The organism is Streptomyces sp. NPDC052225 (assembly GCF_040679615.1).
In the GTDB taxonomy this organism is placed as follows: Bacteria; Actinomycetota; Actinomycetes; order Streptomycetales; family Streptomycetaceae; genus Streptomyces.
The window spans coordinates 14,328-30,860 of record NZ_JBFAVD010000046.1; the positions used below are offsets into that span (position 1 = coordinate 14,328).

The window sequence follows — 16,533 nt, forward strand, 5'->3', positions numbered from 1 at the left end:
CCACCCGTCCCATGCGCCATCCCACGCGAGAGGCCCACATGTCCGCCCATTCCGCGCGCGTCGCCGTCGTCACCGGAGCCAACAAGGGGATCGGCCGCGAGATCGTCCGGCAGCTCGCCGAGCGCGGCCACACCGTCTACCTGGGGGCCCGCGACGAACAGCGCGGCCGCGCCGCCGCCGCCGACCTGTCCGCCGACGACCTCGACGTACGGTTCCTGCACCTCGACGTCACCGACGAGACCTCCGCCAAGACCGCCGCCGAGCGGCTGGCCCAGGAGGCGGGGACCGTGCACGTCCTGGTCAACAACGCCGGTGTCGGCGGCCCGATGCAACCGCCCAGCCAGACCCCCGCCGACCAGGTGCGCTCGGTCTACGAGACCAACGTCTTCGGCGTCATCACCGTCACCAACGCCCTGCTGCCGCTGCTGCGCAAGGCGTCCGGCGCCCGGATCGTCAACGTCTCCAGCGCCATCGGCTCGCTGAAGTCGGCCGCCGAGAACCTCGACCAGACCGGCGAGCACCCGCCCGGCGAGTTCCCCTCGACCCTGCTGTCCTACGCGTCGTCCAAGACCGCCCTGAACGCGGTCACCCTGGCGTACGCCAACGAGCTGCGCGGCACCGGGATCCTGGTCAACGCGGCGTCCCCCGGCTTCGTGGCCACCGACATCAACGGCCACCACGGCCGGCTCACCACCGAAGAGGGCGCGCGCATCCCGGTGCTGCTCGCCACCCTCCCCGACGACGGCCCCACCGCCGTCTTCCTCGGGGAGAACGGCACGGCCGAGGGCCAGGTGCTCGACTGGTGACCGCGCCCGCCGTCACCGCCGCGCCCGCCGCGCAGGCGCACGGCGCCTGGGACGCCCGCCAGTGGTCCCGGCTCCTGGTGCTCTCCGGCAACATGCTGCTCGACGCGGTCGAAGTGTCCGTCCTGCTCATCGCCCTGCCCACGCTCGCGGCCCGGTTCGACCTCACCGCGTGGGGAGCCCAGTGGCTGATGAGCGGCTTCGCGGTCGGCTTCGCCGCGCTGCTGCCGTTCGGCCCCGTGCTGTGCGCCCGGATCGGCCGCCGCCGCGCCTACCTGGGCGCGATGCTGCTGTTCGCCGTCGCCTCCCTGGCGGGCGGCCTGGCCGGCGGCCCCGCGCTGCTGGTCGCCGTCCGCGTCGTCAAGGGTGCCTGCGCCGCCCTGACCGCGCCGACCGGTCTTGCCATCATCAACGACGTGTTCCCGCAGGGCCCGCAGCGACGGCGCGCCCTGTCGGTGTACTCCCTGTTCGGCGCCGCAGGCTTCACCGCCGGGCTGCTCCTCGCCGGGGGGCTGCTGACGGCCAGCTGGCGCTGGGTGTTCGTCTTCCCCGCGCCGGTGGCCCTGGTGCTGTGCGTCGCCGGGATCTACGTACTGCCGCGCGAGCGGAACACCGGGCCGGCGCGGCTGCCGAGACCGGCGCTGCTGCGGCGCGGCGCGCTGCCGCGCTCCGCGCTGGGCGCCGCCTGCCTCAACGGCGGCTACCAGGCGCTGCTGCTCCTGATCGTCTTTCAGATGGCGGACGACTACGGCTGGTCGCCCTGGCGCTCGGCGCTCGCGCTGCTGCCGGCCTGCGTGCCGCTGGCCCTGAGCGTGCCGTTCGCCGGCCGGCTCATCACCCGGTACGGCAGCCGCCGCCTCGTCGTGCTCGGCGCGCTCCTCCCCCTGCTCGGCCAGGTCCTGTACCTGGCCCGCCCGGACAGCGGCTACGCCCCGGGCGTGCTGCCGGTCCTGCTGCTCGTCGAGGCCGGGTTCTGCCTGGCGTTCGTCGCCCTCAACACCCGGGCGACGGCCGGACTCGACCCGGCGGACCGGGGCGCCGCCGTCTCGCTGTACCAGGCGTCCGTGCAGCTCGGCGCCGTGCTGCTGCTGCCGCTCTCCGCTCTGCTGCTGACCCGCGCCCCGGACCCGCGGTCCGCGCCGGCGCTCATCGCCGCGGTGGGCGCGCTCGGCCTCGCGGCCGCCCTCGTACGCCGTCCGGCGCGCGCCACCACCGACTGACCCGCCGTCACCTCGGCTCCCACCCCGATCCACCACCTCAAGGAGGCTCACTGCCATGGCAGTCGACACGCCCGACAACTCCGTGAACCCCGGCCCGATCATGGGTCTGATCCTCGGCTCCTGGCAATCGCGGATCCTGCTCGCGGCCGTCGAGTACGACCTGTTCACCGAAGTGTCCAAGGGCCCGGTCACGGCCGCCGGACTCGCCGGGCGGCTCGGTCTCGTCGAGCGCGGCACGAACGACCTGCTCGCCGGTCTCGTCCACCTCGGCCTGCTGGAGTCCGCCGACGGTACGTTCACCAACGCCCCGGTCAGCGACGCGTTCCTGGTCAAGGGCCGCCCCGCCTACCTCGGCGGCTACCTGCACTTCTGCGAGCAGGAGCTGAACCCGGCGTGGAACGGCCTCGCCGACTCCCTGCGCACCGGCAAGCCGCAGAACCAGGCCGCGGTCGCCGGAAACCCGTACGACACGCTGTACGCGGACGCCGAGGCCACCGACGGGTTCCTGGACAGCATGGACCTGCTGAGCGCGCCGATCGCCCAGGCCCTCAGCCGTATCGACTGGAGCGGGTACACCTCGTTCGTCGACATCGGCGGCGCCCGCGGCAACTTCGCGCACGAGGTCGTCAAGCACAACCCGCACCTCAAGGGCGCGGTCTTCGACCTGCCGCCGCTGCGGTCCGCCTTCGACCGGCACATGAAGCGCCTCGGTGACAGCGAACTCACCTTCCACGGCGGCGACTTCTTCAAGGACGACCTGCCCGGGGCCGACGTCCTCGTCCTCGGCCACGTCCTGCACAACTGGGGCGTCGAGGACCGCATCGCCCTGCTCAAGCGGGCCCATGACGCCCTGGAGCCGGGCGGCGCCGTGCTCGTCTACGACCCGATGGCCGGCGGCGAACAGCCCTCGATGCACGGGGCGCTGGCCGGTCTGACGATGCTCGTCTGGTCCCGCGGCGGCCACGAGTACTCCGCCGACGAGCTGCACGGCTGGCTGCGCGAAGCCGGCTTCCGGCCGGAGACCGTCGAGGTCGAAGGGCTGCACGAGGACGTCCTGGTCATCGGCCGCAAGAGCGCCTGAGTCCCGCGCCGAAGACAACCTGAGGAGTCCACGATGGCGACCACATCGCACGTCAGGCCGGAGATCGGCCGTCCGGACGCCGCCACCGCGGTGGTGGAGGAAGTCACCGGTGGCGACCCCGAGCGCCTCGGGGACGCGCAGGCCGCGGTCCTCGCGCACTGGGAGTCCGTCCCGTGGCCCGAGGGCCTGGTGTCGGTGTCCCTGTTCCACGGCACCGACGGCACGTCGCTGCTGGTCTACGCCCAGTTCGCGGCGGAGGACGGGGACGGCGCGCGCACGGCCTTCGATGCGCTGCGCCCCGACTGGCGCGCGCTCGGCCACCGGCCGGGCGAGCCCGCGGCGTTCCGGCTGTACCGCAGGGTGCAGCCCACCGTGCTGCCCGACCCGCTGCCGCCGGTCGGCTGCTACCCGGCCGCCTTCTTCGCCATGCGGGACGGCGAGACGGCGCGCGCCTGGGTCGACGGCCTCCTCGGCACCGAGGAGAAGACCGTCGGCGAGGACCGGGCCTACCCCGGGGCGATCGCCGCCAACTTCCATGTCGGCGCGGACGACGACGCGATCTTCCTGCTGTCCGAGTGGGCCTCGGAGGCGGAGGCGCTCGTCCACATCAAGGCGGAGATCGAGCCGCTCCTGGAGTACATGGGGCAGGCGGAGGCCGGAGCGGGCCGCCGCTACGAGCTCCACGCCACCCGTACGAACTGACCCGTACGAACTGACCCGTACGAACCGTTCCGGACAGACCACCCGTACAGAAGTGAAGGGCACACCCTTGGCAACCCCGACCACACAGACGGCGCTGTCCGCGCGCGACGTCGTCTTCGGCTTCGGCGCGCACAGCGTCATCGGCGACACTCCGGTGCTGCTCGACATGGCCCAACTGGCCGACCGGGAACGGCTCGACCTCTTCTCCCTGTCGGACCACCCCTATGTGGGCGAGCGCCTGGACGCGTACGCCACCGTCGGCTTCGTCATCGGCCGCACCCGGCACCTCGCGGGTTTCGCCAACGTCAGCAATCTTCCGACCCGGCCCCCGGCCATGCTGGCGCGGACGGTCACGACACTGTCCGCGCTCTCCGAGGGCCGCGTCGTGCTCGGCATGGGCGCGGGAGGGCTGTGGGACCGGATCGCCGACATGGGCGTCGAGCCGCTCACCCCGGCCCAGGCGGTGGAGGCCTTCGAGGAGGCGATCGTCCTCGTCGGAAAGCTGTCCGGCGGCGGCCCGCCGGTCACCTTCAAGGGCCACCACTACCGCGTCGAGCAGATCGAACCCTCACCGGTCGCCGCCCCGATGGTGTGGACCGGGTCGGTCGGCCGCAAGTCGCTGGCCGCCACCGGCCGGGTGGCCGACGGCTGGATCCCGGGCCACGCGGCGGACTGGGTCAGCGCCCGCTACCGCGCGTCCCGTCCGGTCGTCGACGAGGCGGCCAGGTCCGTGGGCCGGGACCCGCGCGAGGTCCGCACCGTCTTCAACCTCCCCGGCCGAATCACCGAACGGCCGCTGGCCAGGACCCGCGACGCCGACGGCCGCTGGATCGGCGGCAGCGTCGCGCAGTGGACCGAGGAGCTGACCGCCGCGGTCCTCGAGCACGGCGCCGCGGGTTTCATGCTCTTCTCCCCGCGCGGCGGCACCCCTGACCTCGGCTCCCTCGCCGTATGGGCGGCCGAGATCGCCCCGGCGGTCCGCGCGGCGGTCGCCGGCCGCACCCGCTAGTCCGGCTCCGCCGCACACCTCACCCAACGACCTTTTCCCTCCCTTCGAAGGGCTCTTCATGACCAGCAGGCTTGAGAACAAGACGGCGCTCGTCACCGGCGCCAGCCGGGGCATCGGGCGCGCCATCGCGCTGCGGCTCGCACAGGACGGCGCCGTCGTCGCGGTGAACTACTCCGGCAACGAGGTCGCGGCGAAGGAGACCGTGACGCTCATCGAGCAGGCCGGCGGCCGCGCCTTCACCGTGCAGGCCAGCCTCGGCGAGCCGGGCGCGATCGAGCGGCTCCTGGAGGGCACCCGCGCGGGCCTGACCGAGCTGACCGGCTCCGACCGGCTCGACATCCTGGTCAACAACGCCGCCGCCACCGGCTTCGCGGGCGCGGGACCCGCCTCGGTCACCGAGGAGATCCTCGACAACTGCTACAACATCAACGCCAAGGCGCCGTTCCTGCTCATCCAGCGGGCCCTGGAGCTGATCCCCGACGGCGGCCACATCGTCAACGTGTCGTCCGGTGTCACGCACTCCGCGTTCCCGATCCAGATCGCGTACGCGATGAGCAAGGGCGCCCTGGAGCAGATCACCCTGCACATGGCTCCGGTCCTCGCGCCCCGCAACATCACCATCAACACGGTCGCCCCGGGCGTCACGAACAACGGCGACCCGGTCTTCGAGGACCCCGAGGCCGTCAAGCAGATGTCCGCGCTCTCCGCCTTCAACCGGGTCGGACAGGTGGACGAGGTCGCCGACATCGTCGCGTTCGCCGCCTCGGACGACGCCCGTTGGATGACCGGTTCGTTCGTGGACGCCACCGGCGGCACCCTTCTCGGCTGAGGAGCCCATCATGCAGAACGAGATCCAGTCGGCGGTCGGATTCGCCCACGCCAAGCCGGAGAAGGCGGCTGAGCTGGGCGACCTGCTCGTCTCCTTCGCCGAGCGCTCCCGCAACGAGCCCGGCTGCCTGGGCAGTTGGATCAACCAGGACGCGCAGGACCCCCACCTCTTCGTGTTCTACGAGATCTGGGCGACCCGCAAGGACCTGGCCCGCCACCTCGGGCAGCCGTACATGAAGGAGTTCCTGGCCGACCGCGACACCTACCTCCAAAAGGACCTGGAGGTACGGCAGTTGACGCTCGCCGGCGCCCCGGAGCAGGACGGCCCCGCCGATCCCGCCGACCCCGCCGAGATGAACCAGCGGTACCTGGACGCCTACGCCGCCCGGGACATCGACGCGATCATGGCGGTCTACGCGCCGGGCGCCGCGGCCGTCTGGGAGCCCGGCAAGTCGGTCAGCGGCGACGAACACCGCGCCGCCGTCGTCGAGTTCCTCACGCTGGACCCGCAGCTGTCGGCCGAGGTCGTCGAGAGCTACGTCGTCGGCGACACCGCCGCGCTCGTCGTCGACTGGAGCATCACGGTGCCCTCCAAGCCCGAGATGACCGGCACCGGCCGCGGCCTCGACGTCCTCAAGAAGAACGCCCGAGGCGAGTGGCGTTACGTGATGACCAACCCGTTCGGGAGCGTGTGACATGAAGATCGAAGGCAGTGTCGCCGTCGTCACCGGCGCCGCGAGCGGCATCGGCAAGGCGATCGCCGAGGCCCTGGCCGCGGCCGGCGCCCGGGGCGTCGTCGTCTCCGACATCGACGAGCAGGGCGCCCGGCGGGTCGCCGCCGGCATCGGCGGAAAGGCCCTCGCGGTCCGCGCCGACGTCGCGGACGAGGCGTCGATCCAGGCGCTGGTCGACCGCGCCCGGGAGCGGTTCGGCTCCGTCGACATCTTCGTCTCCAACGCCGGGCTGACCGTCACGGGCAGCCACGACGCGTCGGACGAGGACTGGAAGCGCGCCCTCGACGTCAACATGATGTCGCACGTGTGGGCGGCCCGCGCCGTCGTCCCCGCCATGCTGGAGGCGGGCCGGGGACACCTGGTGCAGACGATCGCCGCCTGCGGTGTGCTCACCGCGTTCGGCGCGGCACCGTACTCCGTCGCGAAGATGGGCGCCGTCGCGTTCGCCGAGTACCTCGCCGTCGAGTACGGCCACCGCGGCCTCGGCGTCTCGTGTCTGATGCCGCAGGCGGTCAACACCCCGATGCTGACCGCCAGCGTCAGCAGCAACGAGCAGCTGGCCAAGTTGAAGGAGGTCTCCGAGGTCCTGGAGCCCGAGCAGGTGGCCAAGGCCGCGCTCGAGGCCATCGAGGAGAACCGGATCCACGTCTTCACGCACCAGGGTTCGGCCGACTCCTTCCGGCAGCGGGCCGACGACGCCGACGTGTGGGTGGCGCAGATGCGCGCCATCCGGCACGGCGCCCACGCCTGACCCGCCGTATCCGGTTCGGCTCACAGGAAGGAAGAACATGTCCGAGGAAACACTGCGTCTTGCCGTGATCATCGGTTCGTCCCGTGTGGGCCGCACCGGTCCGGCCGTCGCGCACTGGTTCGTCGAGGAGGCCGAGGCCTGCTCGATGTACGACGTCGACGTCCTCGATCTCGCCGATGTGGAACTGCCGTTGACGCTGACGCAGGAGCCGGGCGACGAGTCCGCCGCCCTGCTCGCCTCCGTCGCCGCGCGCCTCGACGCGGCGGACGCGTACGTCGTGATCACGCCGGAGTACAACCACAGCTTCACCGCCCCGCTGAAGAACCTGATCGACTGGCACCGCGCCGAATGGCAGGCCAAGCCGGTCGCGTTCGTCTCCTACGGCGGTCTGTCAGGCGGGCTGCGCGCCGTGGAGCAGCTGCGCCTGGTCTTCGCGGAGCTGCACGCGGCCACGATCCGCGACACCGTCAGCTTCCACGGCGTGTGGCAGCACATCGGCGACGACGGCGTGCTGCGCGCGCCCGACGCCGCCGTCCCCGCGAAGGCCATGCTCGAAAAGCTCCAGTGGTGGGCCTGCGCCCTCAAGGACGCCCGCACCGCGCGCCCCTACGCCGCTTAACCCAGGGAGAGTCATGAGTTCCATCAGGGTGGAGGACAGCTACTTCACACTGTTCAACATCTTTCACACCGAGGACGCCGACGGGCAGCAGGTGCTGTTCGACCAGTGGCGCAGCCTGCCGCCGGCCGAGACCCAGCCGGGTCTGGTCTCCGGCAACTTCCACCGGGGCCTCGACGGCCGCTCGGTCGTCAACTACGCCCAGTGGGAGAGCAAGGAGGCCTACGACGCCTTCCTGAGCGAGCGCGCCACCCAGGGCCGCCTCGGCAGCGCCCTGAACATCTCCCGGCTGGACACCATCCCCTGCGAGGTCGTCCACACCTGGCACCCCGAGCCCCGCATCAGCCTCGACGAGCCGCGCTTCACCGTGGTCATCGTGGTCGCGTCGGCGCCCGAGGACCAGACGCAGGTCCTCAAGGAGATGACGTACGACCCCGAGGAGCTGGCGACCACGCCGGGGTACGTGTCGCACGCCGTGCACCGGGGTCTGTCCGGCGAGCACGTCGTCAAGTACGCGCAGTGGGAGGACGAGGAGAGCTTCCGCGCCTTCCTCGCGCGGCCCAAGGAGCCGTCCGCCCTCGACGACCTGGACGGCGTCCGCGTCGAGCTCTTCGTCAGCGAGATCGAGTACATCAGGGAGCGCGCGTGAGCGGCGAGCCGGCACGGAACGACGACGGAGCGCAGGCGGCCGCGGCCGGTGCCGCGGGCCGCGGCGCCGAGGCCGCGGACGCGGCAGGACGCCTCGCCCCGGGCACCGTCGAGGCCCTGGCCGCGGCGGGGTTCCCGTACGCCCTCGCCCCGCTGGGGCAGGGCGGCGCCGGGGCCACGTTCGAGGAAGTGACCCGGGCCGTCGCCGCGATCGGCGAGGGCTGCACGTCCGCCGCCTGGCTCGCGTCCCTGTGGGCGTACAACGGCCGCTTCAGCGCCTTCCTCCCCGAGGAGGGCCGCGAGGAGGTCTGGGCGAAGGGAACCGACACCCGCCTGGTGAGCTCGATGGTCGCGGCCGGCGTGGAGGCCGAGGAGGTGGACGGCGGCTGGTCGCTGTCCGGCAAGTGGCTCTACGTCAGCGGCGTCGAGTTCGCCGACTGGGCGCTGCTCAGCTCGGCGCCGCCGCGCCCGGGCGACCGCTCGATCCGGGTGTTCGCGGTGCCCAGGGACTCCTTCACGTACGAGGAGTCGTGGTCGACGCTCGGCATGCGCGCCACCGGCAGCCACACGCTGCTTGTGGAACGGGCGTTCGTGCCGCGGTACCGCTCGTTCGTCTGGGACGACATGCGCCAGGGCATCCTGCCGGCGCCGACCGGTTCGCCGGTGCACGCGGCCCCGCTGTTCGCGATCAACGGGCTGACCTTCGCGGCGCCCGTCCTCGGCGCGGCCCGTGCCGCGCTGCGCCTGGTCGAGCAGCACCTCGGCAAGCAGCCCAGCGGGGCCCGGGCGGTGGCCCGGGAGACGGCCCGTATCGCCTACACCCGCGCGGCGGGGGAGATCGACGCGGCGGCGCTGCTGCTCGCCCGGGTCGCCGCGACCGCCGACGAGGGGCGCCTCGCCGAGTCCGACGCGGCCGTGCGCAACCACCGCGACGCCACGCTCGCGGTCGAGATGCTCGTCGGCGCGGTGGACCGGCTCTTCCACGTGACCGGCACCCGTGGGCAGGCCGCCACCCACCCGATGCAGCGCATCTGGCGGGACGTGCACGCGGCGGGCTCGCACGCCGCCCTCCAGTTCGAGCCGGCGGCGCTCGCCTACACGCAGCGGCTGACCGCGGCCTGAGCCGGACTCAGCGGCGGGCCGCGGCGGTCCCGTGACCGGGTTCCCCGAAGACCACGGGGCCGTCGTTGTCCCGCACCACCCGGCCGAGCAGCGCGGTGAGGGCGCCGCGTCCCGCCGGATCGAGCCCGGCCGGCAACTGCTCGATGCGGCGGCAGGCGTCGGTGTAGAAGCGCTCGGCGAGCCGGGCACCGCGCGCCGTGAGCACGGCGCGCACCGCACGACTGTCGTGCGGATCGTTCTCGCGGCGCACCAGGCCGTTGTTCTCGGTTCGGTCCACGAGGCCGGTCAGACTCGATTTGGCGAGTCCGAGCATGGCGCACAATTCGCTCATGCCGTACGGCTGCGCCATCAGTACGCACAGCAATTGACCCTGCTGCGGGGTCAGGCCGTGTTCCCGGCTCGCCTGCGCGTAAACGGCGTTGACCAGGAACGACGTCCGCACCAGTGCGGCCGCGAGCCCCATTTCGTCGTCGTCTTCATGCTTGGCCACGCGGCGAGCGTAGCACTCGAATATCGAAAGTTCGTAGCAGGAACTTCCATTTCTTAACGCGGATCTGTAGTTCCTGAACTTCCTCTGCATTGTGGTTCGCAGTGCGAATCACTAGCGTTTTGGGTAGTGCCCGAGCAATTCTTCTTTGGTTTGTGGAGTGTGAATCATGAGTCGTAAAGTCGCCGTTGTCGGCGGAGGCTACGGGGGCGCCGCGGTGGCCAAGGCCCTGGAGTCCGAGGCCGAGGTCGTCCTGATCGACCCGCGTGACGCCTTCGCCAACGTGGCGGGGTCGCTGCGCGCGCTGGCCCAGCCCGAGTGGGCCCCCAACATGTTCTTCCCCTTCAAGACGCTGCTCACCGAGGGCGAGGTCATCCAGGACCGCGCCGTCTCCGTGGACCCCACCGGCGTCACCCTGGCCTCGGGCCGGCACGTCGCGGCCGACTACGTGGTCCTGGCGACCGGCTCCAGCTACGCCTACCCGGCCAACCCCGCCGCCGCCACCGTGGAGGAGGCGCTCGCGGACTTCCGCACCTCGCACAAGGAGCTGCTCGGCGCGGACAGCGTCCTCATCCTCGGCGCGGGCCCGGTCGGCCTCGAACTCGCCGGTGAGATCAAGCAGGTCTGGGCGGACAAGAAGGTGACCATCGTCGACCCGGCCACGGAGCTGCTGCCCGGCTTCAAGCCCGAGGTCGTCGAGGACCTGCACAAGCAGCTCGACGCGCTGGGCGTCGACGTCCGCCTCGGCACCGGTCTGACGGCCGAGCCGGGCACCCCCTCCGGCCAGGCCGGTTCCTTCACGGTCAGCACGACCGCCGGTGACGAGATCACGGCCGACGTCTGGTACCGCGCCTTCGGCACGACCCTCAACAACGGCTACCTCGCCGACGGCAAGCTCACCGCCCTCACCGAGCAGGGCCAGGTCCCCGTGACCGAGAAGCTCAACGTCAAGGGCCACGACCACGTCTACGCGGTCGGCGACATCACCGACGTCGCCGAGGCCAAGATGGCCGGCTACGCGATGCAGCACGCCGAGGTCGTCGCCAAGAACATCCTCGCCCAGATCAAGGGCGAGGAGCCGACGGAGACGTACCAGCCGCTGGGCTTCCCGATGATCCTCCTGCCGCTCGGCAGCGAGGGCGGCGTCGGCCAGCTCCCCTCGCCCGAGGGCCCGTTCGTCGCCGCGACCGAGATGGTCTCCCAGTTCAAGGGCCAGGACCTGTTCACCGGCCGCTTCGTCGGCCAGCTGGGTCCCACGGCCGCCTGATCCGGCGACCACCCCGCACCAACGCCTCACCGCACCACCCGCACCACCGCTCCATCCGAGCTCGCCGCGCGAGCTCGCCGGTCCCTTCATCCCCCGTCGGGGACCGGCGGGTTCGTGCGGCGTTCGCGTTTCCCGACCCGTTCCTACGACCACGGAGACGACGCCCATGTCACCGTCCACGGACGTCCCGGACCACAGCGGCCCCGTGCTGCGCATCGAGAAGGGCAACCCCGACGCGACCGAACTCGCCGCGCTCACCGCGGTGTTGCTCGCCCGCGCCGCCGGCACCCTGGAGCACGCCTACGCCGAAGGCGACGAACCCGCCCCGCGCACCGCGCGCTGGCGCCGCCTGGAACGCCGTACCCGCGCCGGCACGCCGCGCAGCTGGCGCGACGACGCAATCCGGCGATGAGCGTGACCGAGGTGAGCGCGCCCTCGGCCGCGGCCGTGCGCGCCGCACTGCCGCACCCCGGTGAACCCGCCGTCCCCGTACGCCGGCCGGCCCCATGACCCAGCTGTTGACCACCGATACCGTCCGGGCCCGCGAGATCACCCTGGACGCCGCCGGGATCCCGCTGTCGGCCCTGATCGCCGAACCCCCCTCGGGCCGGCCACGGGCCGTCGTGGTCGCGGTGCACGGTGGCGGCATGCGCGCCGGCTACTTCGACAGCCGGGCCCGCCCCGGTCTCTCGCTGCTCACCCTCGGCGCCGAGCTCGGCTACACGGTGCTGTCCGTCGACCGCCCCGGCTACGGCAGTTCGGCGCCCCGCCTGCCGCACGGCCAGCGCCTGGCGGAGCAGGCGGCGACCCTGCACGACGGCATCGCCCACTTCGCGGCCACCCACGACACCGGCGCGGGCGTCTTCCTCGTGGCCCACTCCAACGGCGGCAAGCTGGCGCTGGCCGCGGCCGCCGACCCACGCGGCCGGGAGCTGATCGGCCTGGACATCTCCGGCCTCGGCAGCCGTCTCGCCGTACGCGCCGACCAGCTGCCGGGCCCGCACGGCCACGGGGACTGGCGCCGCCACTGGGGCCCCTTGCGGCTCTACCCGCCCGACGCCTTCCGGCAGGGCCGCCATCTGGTGGCGCCGGTGCCCGAACTGGAGGCGCGGGAAGGGCCGTTGTGGCCCGAGATGTACCCGCGCCTCGCGCGCCGGGTACGGGTCCCGGTCCGGTTCACCTTCGCCGAGCAGGAGCAGTGGTGGCAGTTCGACGACGCCGCCCTGGCCGCCCTGCGCCGCCCGCTGGCCGCCCCGACGACGCTCATCGCCCACCAGCCGGACGCCGGGCACAACCTGAGCCTGGGCTGGGCGGCCCGCACCTACCACCTCAAAGCCCTCGGTTTCCTGGAGGACTGCCTGCTCGCCAAGGACGCGGCTCCCGCCCGGGGAACCGCGCCGCCGAAGCCACCGGGAGAGAGACAGAGATGAGCATCGACTGGCACGGCCCCCTCGCCCCTTCCGAGGACACCGAGCCCGGCCCGGCACCGACCGGAGCAGTCGTACGCCCCGCCCTGCTCGCGGGGGAGGAGCACGAGTCTCCGGATCCGTCGATCTTCCGCGGCGCCGACTGACAGCCCCGACGAGTCCGCCGATCCACCGACACCACCCACCACCTTCCTGGAGAGACATGTCCCGCCGTCTGTTCACCTCGGAGTCCGTGACCGAGGGCCATCCCGACAAGATCGCCGACCAGATCAGCGACACGATCCTGGACGCGCTGCTCGCCCAGGACCCCGGCGCACGCGTCGCCGTGGAGACCCTGATCACCACCGGCCAGGTGCACATCGCGGGCGAGGTGACGACGACCGCGTACGCGGACATCGCCACGCTCGTCCGCGACAAGATCCTCGAAATCGGCTACGACTCCTCGGCGAAGGGCTTCGACGGCGCCTCCTGCGGTGTGTCGGTGTCCATCGGCGCCCAGTCCCCGGACATCGCGCAGGGTGTCGACACCGCCTACGAGTCCCGTGTCGAGGGCACGGGCGACGAACTGGCCGCCCAGGGCGCCGGCGACCAGGGCATCATGTTCGGCTACGCCACCGATGAGACGCCCACCCTGATGCCGCTGCCGATCCACCTGGCGCACCGCCTCTCGCGCCGTCTCACCGAGGTCCGCAAGGACGGGACCGTCCCCTACCTGCGCCCCGACGGCAAGACCCAGGTCACCATCGAGTACCAGGGCAGCCGGCCGCTGCGCCTGGACACGGTCGTCGTCTCCTCGCAGCACGCCCCGGACATCGATCTGGACGGCCTGCTCGCCCCCGACGTCCGCGAGCACGTCGTCGAGCACGTCCTCGCCGAACTCGCCGAGGACGGCATCAAACTGGAGACGGCGGACTACCGCCTGCTGGTGAACCCGACCGGCCGTTTCGAGATCGGCGGCCCGATGGGTGACGCGGGGCTCACCGGCCGCAAGATCATCATCGACACGTACGGCGGCTACGCCCGGCACGGCGGCGGCGCCTTCTCCGGCAAGGACCCGTCCAAGGTGGACCGTTCGGCGGCGTACGCGATGCGCTGGGTCGCCAAGAACGTGGTCGCCGCGGGCCTGGCGTCGCGCTGCGAGGTCCAGGTCGCGTACGCCATCGGCAAGGCCGAGCCCGTCGGTCTCTTCGTCGAGACCTTCGGCACCGCGGTCGTCGCCCAGGAGGCCATCGAGCAGGCCATCAACCAGGTCTTCGACCTGCGCCCCGCCGCGATCATCCGCGACCTCGACCTGAAGCGGCCCGTCTACGCCGCGACCGCGGCCTACGGACACTTCGGCCGCGAACTGCCCGCCTTCACCTGGGAGCACACCGACCGGGCCCAGGCCCTCAAGGCCGCAGCGGGCATCTAGGGCCCCTGGCCGGCCCCGTCCGGGCCGGCCCCCCTCACAGGCGTACCGGCCCCGTACGGGCCGGCCACCCCACAGGCGTACCGGAGTTCAGGAGTTCAGGAGTTCATGTGCGTATCGCGGTGACAGGATCCATTGCCACGGACCATCTGATGGTCTTCCCCGGGCGGTTCGCGGACCAGCTCATCCCCGACCAACTCGCCCATGTCTCCCTCTCCTTCCTGGTCGACGCGCTCGAGGTGCGCCGGGGCGGAGTGGCCGCCAACGTCGCCTTCGGCCTCGGCCGGCTCGGCCTCGACCCCCTGCTCGTCGGGGCCGTCGGCGCCGACTTCGCCGAGTACGAGGTCTGGCTGAAGGAGCACGGCGTCGACACCGGTGCCGTGCACGTCTCCGCCGGGCGCGGCACCGCCCGCTTCATGTGCATCACCGACGAGGACGCCAACCAGATCGCCTCGTTCTACGCGGGCGCCATGCAGGAGGCCCGTGACATCGACCTCGGCCGGGTCCTGGACGGAAGGCACCGCCCCGACCTGGTGCTCGTCGGCCCGAACGACCCCGAGGCGATGCTGCGGCACACCCGCGAGTGCCGGGCTCTCGGCCTGCCCTTCGCCGCCGACCCCTCCCAGCAGCTCGCCCGCCTCGACGGCCCTCAGGTGCGCGAGCTGGTGGACGGCGCCCGCTGGCTGTTCACCAACGAGTACGAGGCCGCCCTGCTCCTCGAACGCAGCGGCTGGAACCGGGACGACGTCCTCGCCCGGGCCGGCGCCTGGGTCACCACCCTGGGCGAGGCCGGCGTGCGCATCGACCGCGCGGGCCACGACCCGCTCACCGTGCCCGCCGTGCCCGACGCACCCATCACCGACCCGACCGGGGTGGGCGACGCCTTCCGCGCCGGCTTCCTCGCCGCCCTCGGCCGTGACCTGTCGCTGCCCGCGGCGGCCCGCCTGGGCTGCGTGGTGGCGTCGGCCGCCCTGTCGACGGTCGGCTCGCAGACGTACCGGCTCGACCGGCACCGCCTGACGGCCACGGCGGAACGCGCCTACGGCGCGACCGCGACCGCCGAACTCGCCCCCGTCCTGGGGGCGTTGGATTCCCTGGACGACCGCAAGGCCCTGGACGGTACGCCATGACAGACCTCCGTGAAGCCCTCGCCACCCGTGTCGTGGTGGCCGACGGCGCGATGGGCACCATGATCCAGGAGCAGGACCCCACCCTGGAGGACTTCCAGGATCTGGAGGGCTGCAACGAGATCCTGAACGTCACCCGCCCCGACATCGTCCGCTCCGTCCATGAGGCGTACTTCGCCGTCGGCGTGGACTGCGTGGAGACCAACACCTTCGGCTCGAACTTCACGGCCGCGACCGAGTACGAGATCGCGGACCGGATCGTCGAGCTGTCCGAGGCGGGCGCGCGGATCGCCCGCGAGGTGGCGGACGAGTTCACCGCGTCCACCGGCCGGCAGCGCTGGGTGCTCGGTTCGATCGGGCCCGGTACGAAGCTGCCGTCACTGGGCCACATCGACTACGCGACGATCCGTGACGGCTACCAGCAGAACGCCGAGGGCCTGCTCGCGGGCGGCGCGGACGCGCTGATCGTGGAGACGTCGCAGGACCTCTTGCAGACGAAGTCGTCGCTGATCGGTGCCCGCCGCGCCATGGACGCCCTCGGTGTCTCGGTCCCGCTGATCTGCTCCCTGGCGTTCGAGACGACGGGCGTGATGCTGCTCGGCTCGGAGATCGGCGCGGCGCTCACCGCCCTGGAGCCGCTCGGCATCGACCTGATCGGCCTGAACTGCTCCACCGGTCCCGCCGAGATGAGCGAGCACCTGCGCTACCTCGCGCAGCACTCCTCGACGCCGCTGATGTGCATGCCGAACGCCGGTCTGCCGATCCTGACCAAGGACGGCGCGCACTTCCCGCTGACGCCGCCGGAGATGGCGGACGCGCAGGAGAACTTCATCAATAGTTACGGCCTCTCGCTGGTCGGCGGCTGCTGCGGCACGACGCCCGAGCATCTGCGCCAGGTCGTCGAGCGGGTGCGTGACATGACCCCGCCGCGACGCGATCCGCGTCCCGAGCCGGGTGCGGCTTCCCTCTATCAGACGGTGCCGTTCCGTCAGGACACCGCGTACATGGCGATCGGTGAGCGGACGAACGCGAACGGGTCGAAGAAGTTCCGGGAGGCGATGCTGGAGGGTCGCTGGGACGACTGTGTGGAGATGGCGCGCGACCAGATCCGTGAGGGCGCGCACATGCTCGACCTGTGTGTCGACTATGTGGGCCGCGACGGTGTCGCGGACATGGAGGAGCTGGCGGGCCGTTTCGCGACTGCCTCGACGCTGCCGATCGTGCTGGACTCGACCGAAGTGCCGGTGATCCGGGCGGGGTTGGAGAAGCTGGGCGGGCGTGCGGTCATCAACTCGGTCAACTA

Annotated in this window: 19 protein-coding genes; 18 read left to right on the forward strand and 1 reads right to left on the reverse strand. The window is 72.1% G+C overall.

Features of this window, described 5'->3' with window-relative positions; genetic code table 11:
* Positions 1 to 38 precede the first annotated feature (38 nt).
* The 11 genes from AB0L37_RS36955 (at position 39) to AB0L37_RS37005 (ending at position 9,514) form a co-directional block, all read left to right on the forward strand.
* Entirely contained in the window at positions 39 to 806 is a 768-nt protein-coding gene (locus tag AB0L37_RS36955; RefSeq protein WP_365516053.1) for an SDR family oxidoreductase, read from the forward strand.
* Positions 803 to 2,023, forward strand: a complete 1,221-nt coding sequence (locus AB0L37_RS36960; protein WP_365516056.1) for an MFS transporter — start codon at positions 803 to 805, stop codon at positions 2,021 to 2,023. The genes AB0L37_RS36955 and AB0L37_RS36960 overlap by 4 nt, the downstream gene beginning before the upstream one ends.
* Positions 2,024 to 2,078: 55 nt before the next feature.
* Positions 2,079 to 3,104 (forward strand): methyltransferase, encoded by a 1,026-nt coding sequence (locus AB0L37_RS36965; RefSeq protein ID WP_365516059.1) that lies wholly within the window; start codon positions 2,079 to 2,081, stop codon positions 3,102 to 3,104.
* A gap of 33 nt (positions 3,105 to 3,137) precedes the next feature.
* On the forward strand, positions 3,138 to 3,806 hold the full coding sequence (locus AB0L37_RS36970) for a hypothetical protein (RefSeq protein ID WP_365516062.1): 669 nt from the start codon (positions 3,138 to 3,140) through the stop codon (positions 3,804 to 3,806).
* A gap of 67 nt (positions 3,807 to 3,873) precedes the next feature.
* Positions 3,874 to 4,815: an LLM class flavin-dependent oxidoreductase gene (locus AB0L37_RS36975; protein WP_365516065.1), complete on the forward strand. Its 942-nt coding sequence runs from the start codon at positions 3,874 to 3,876 to the stop codon at positions 4,813 to 4,815.
* 58 nt (positions 4,816 to 4,873) lie between these two features.
* Positions 4,874 to 5,644 carry an SDR family oxidoreductase gene (locus AB0L37_RS36980; protein WP_365516068.1) on the forward strand — a complete coding sequence of 257 codons (771 nt, stop codon included), beginning with the start codon at positions 4,874 to 4,876 and terminating at the stop codon, positions 5,642 to 5,644.
* Between the two features lie 10 nt (positions 5,645 to 5,654).
* Complete coding sequence (locus AB0L37_RS36985) at positions 5,655 to 6,338, forward strand: antibiotic biosynthesis monooxygenase (RefSeq protein WP_365516071.1); 684 nt, start codon at positions 5,655 to 5,657, stop codon at positions 6,336 to 6,338.
* 1 nt (position 6,339) lies between these two features.
* Positions 6,340 to 7,128, forward strand: a complete 789-nt coding sequence (locus AB0L37_RS36990) for an SDR family oxidoreductase (RefSeq protein ID WP_365516074.1) — start codon at positions 6,340 to 6,342, stop codon at positions 7,126 to 7,128.
* 37 nt (positions 7,129 to 7,165) lie between these two features.
* Entirely contained in the window at positions 7,166 to 7,747 is a 582-nt protein-coding gene (locus AB0L37_RS36995) for an NAD(P)H-dependent oxidoreductase (RefSeq protein ID WP_365516077.1), read from the forward strand.
* Between the two features lie 13 nt (positions 7,748 to 7,760).
* On the forward strand, positions 7,761 to 8,393 hold the full coding sequence (locus AB0L37_RS37000; RefSeq protein WP_365516080.1) for an antibiotic biosynthesis monooxygenase: 633 nt from the start codon (positions 7,761 to 7,763) through the stop codon (positions 8,391 to 8,393).
* Positions 8,390 to 9,514, forward strand: a complete 1,125-nt coding sequence (locus AB0L37_RS37005; RefSeq protein ID WP_365516083.1) for an acyl-CoA dehydrogenase family protein — start codon at positions 8,390 to 8,392, stop codon at positions 9,512 to 9,514. The genes AB0L37_RS37000 and AB0L37_RS37005 overlap by 4 nt, the downstream gene beginning before the upstream one ends.
* A gap of 7 nt (positions 9,515 to 9,521) precedes the next feature.
* On the opposite strand, the gene AB0L37_RS37010 is transcribed toward AB0L37_RS37005, so the two are convergent.
* Positions 9,522 to 9,977: a MarR family winged helix-turn-helix transcriptional regulator gene (locus AB0L37_RS37010; RefSeq protein ID WP_365516106.1), complete on the reverse strand. Its 456-nt coding sequence runs from the start codon at positions 9,975 to 9,977 to the stop codon at positions 9,522 to 9,524.
* A 193-nt stretch (positions 9,978 to 10,170) separates the two neighbouring features.
* Here AB0L37_RS37010 and AB0L37_RS37015 point away from each other — a divergent pair, with 193 nt between their 5' ends.
* The 7 genes from AB0L37_RS37015 to AB0L37_RS37045 all read left to right on the forward strand — a co-directional run.
* The gene (locus tag AB0L37_RS37015) at positions 10,171 to 11,268 is read left to right on the forward strand and encodes an FAD-dependent oxidoreductase (RefSeq protein ID WP_365516086.1); all 1,098 of its coding nucleotides are present in this window, start codon (positions 10,171 to 10,173) and stop codon (positions 11,266 to 11,268) included.
* A 166-nt stretch (positions 11,269 to 11,434) separates the two neighbouring features.
* Positions 11,435 to 11,680, forward strand: a complete 246-nt coding sequence (locus AB0L37_RS37020) for an acyl-CoA carboxylase epsilon subunit (protein ID WP_365516089.1) — start codon at positions 11,435 to 11,437, stop codon at positions 11,678 to 11,680.
* A gap of 94 nt (positions 11,681 to 11,774) precedes the next feature.
* A complete protein-coding gene (locus tag AB0L37_RS37025) occupies positions 11,775 to 12,698 on the forward strand; it encodes an alpha/beta hydrolase (protein ID WP_365516092.1) in 924 nt (307 codons plus the stop codon).
* Positions 12,695 to 12,841 (forward strand): hypothetical protein, encoded by a 147-nt coding sequence (locus AB0L37_RS37030; protein ID WP_365516095.1) that lies wholly within the window; start codon positions 12,695 to 12,697, stop codon positions 12,839 to 12,841. The genes AB0L37_RS37025 and AB0L37_RS37030 overlap by 4 nt, the downstream gene beginning before the upstream one ends.
* Before the next feature lie 56 nt (positions 12,842 to 12,897).
* A complete protein-coding gene (gene metK, locus AB0L37_RS37035; RefSeq protein ID WP_365516097.1) occupies positions 12,898 to 14,106 on the forward strand; it encodes a methionine adenosyltransferase in 1,209 nt (402 codons plus the stop codon).
* A gap of 107 nt (positions 14,107 to 14,213) precedes the next feature.
* Complete coding sequence (locus AB0L37_RS37040; RefSeq protein ID WP_365516100.1) at positions 14,214 to 15,233, forward strand: carbohydrate kinase family protein; 1,020 nt, start codon at positions 14,214 to 14,216, stop codon at positions 15,231 to 15,233.
* Positions 15,230 to 16,533 (forward strand): homocysteine S-methyltransferase family protein (locus AB0L37_RS37045; RefSeq protein WP_365516103.1); only part of this gene is annotated, 1,304 nt, incomplete at its 3' end. The genes AB0L37_RS37040 and AB0L37_RS37045, both read left to right, overlap by 4 nt.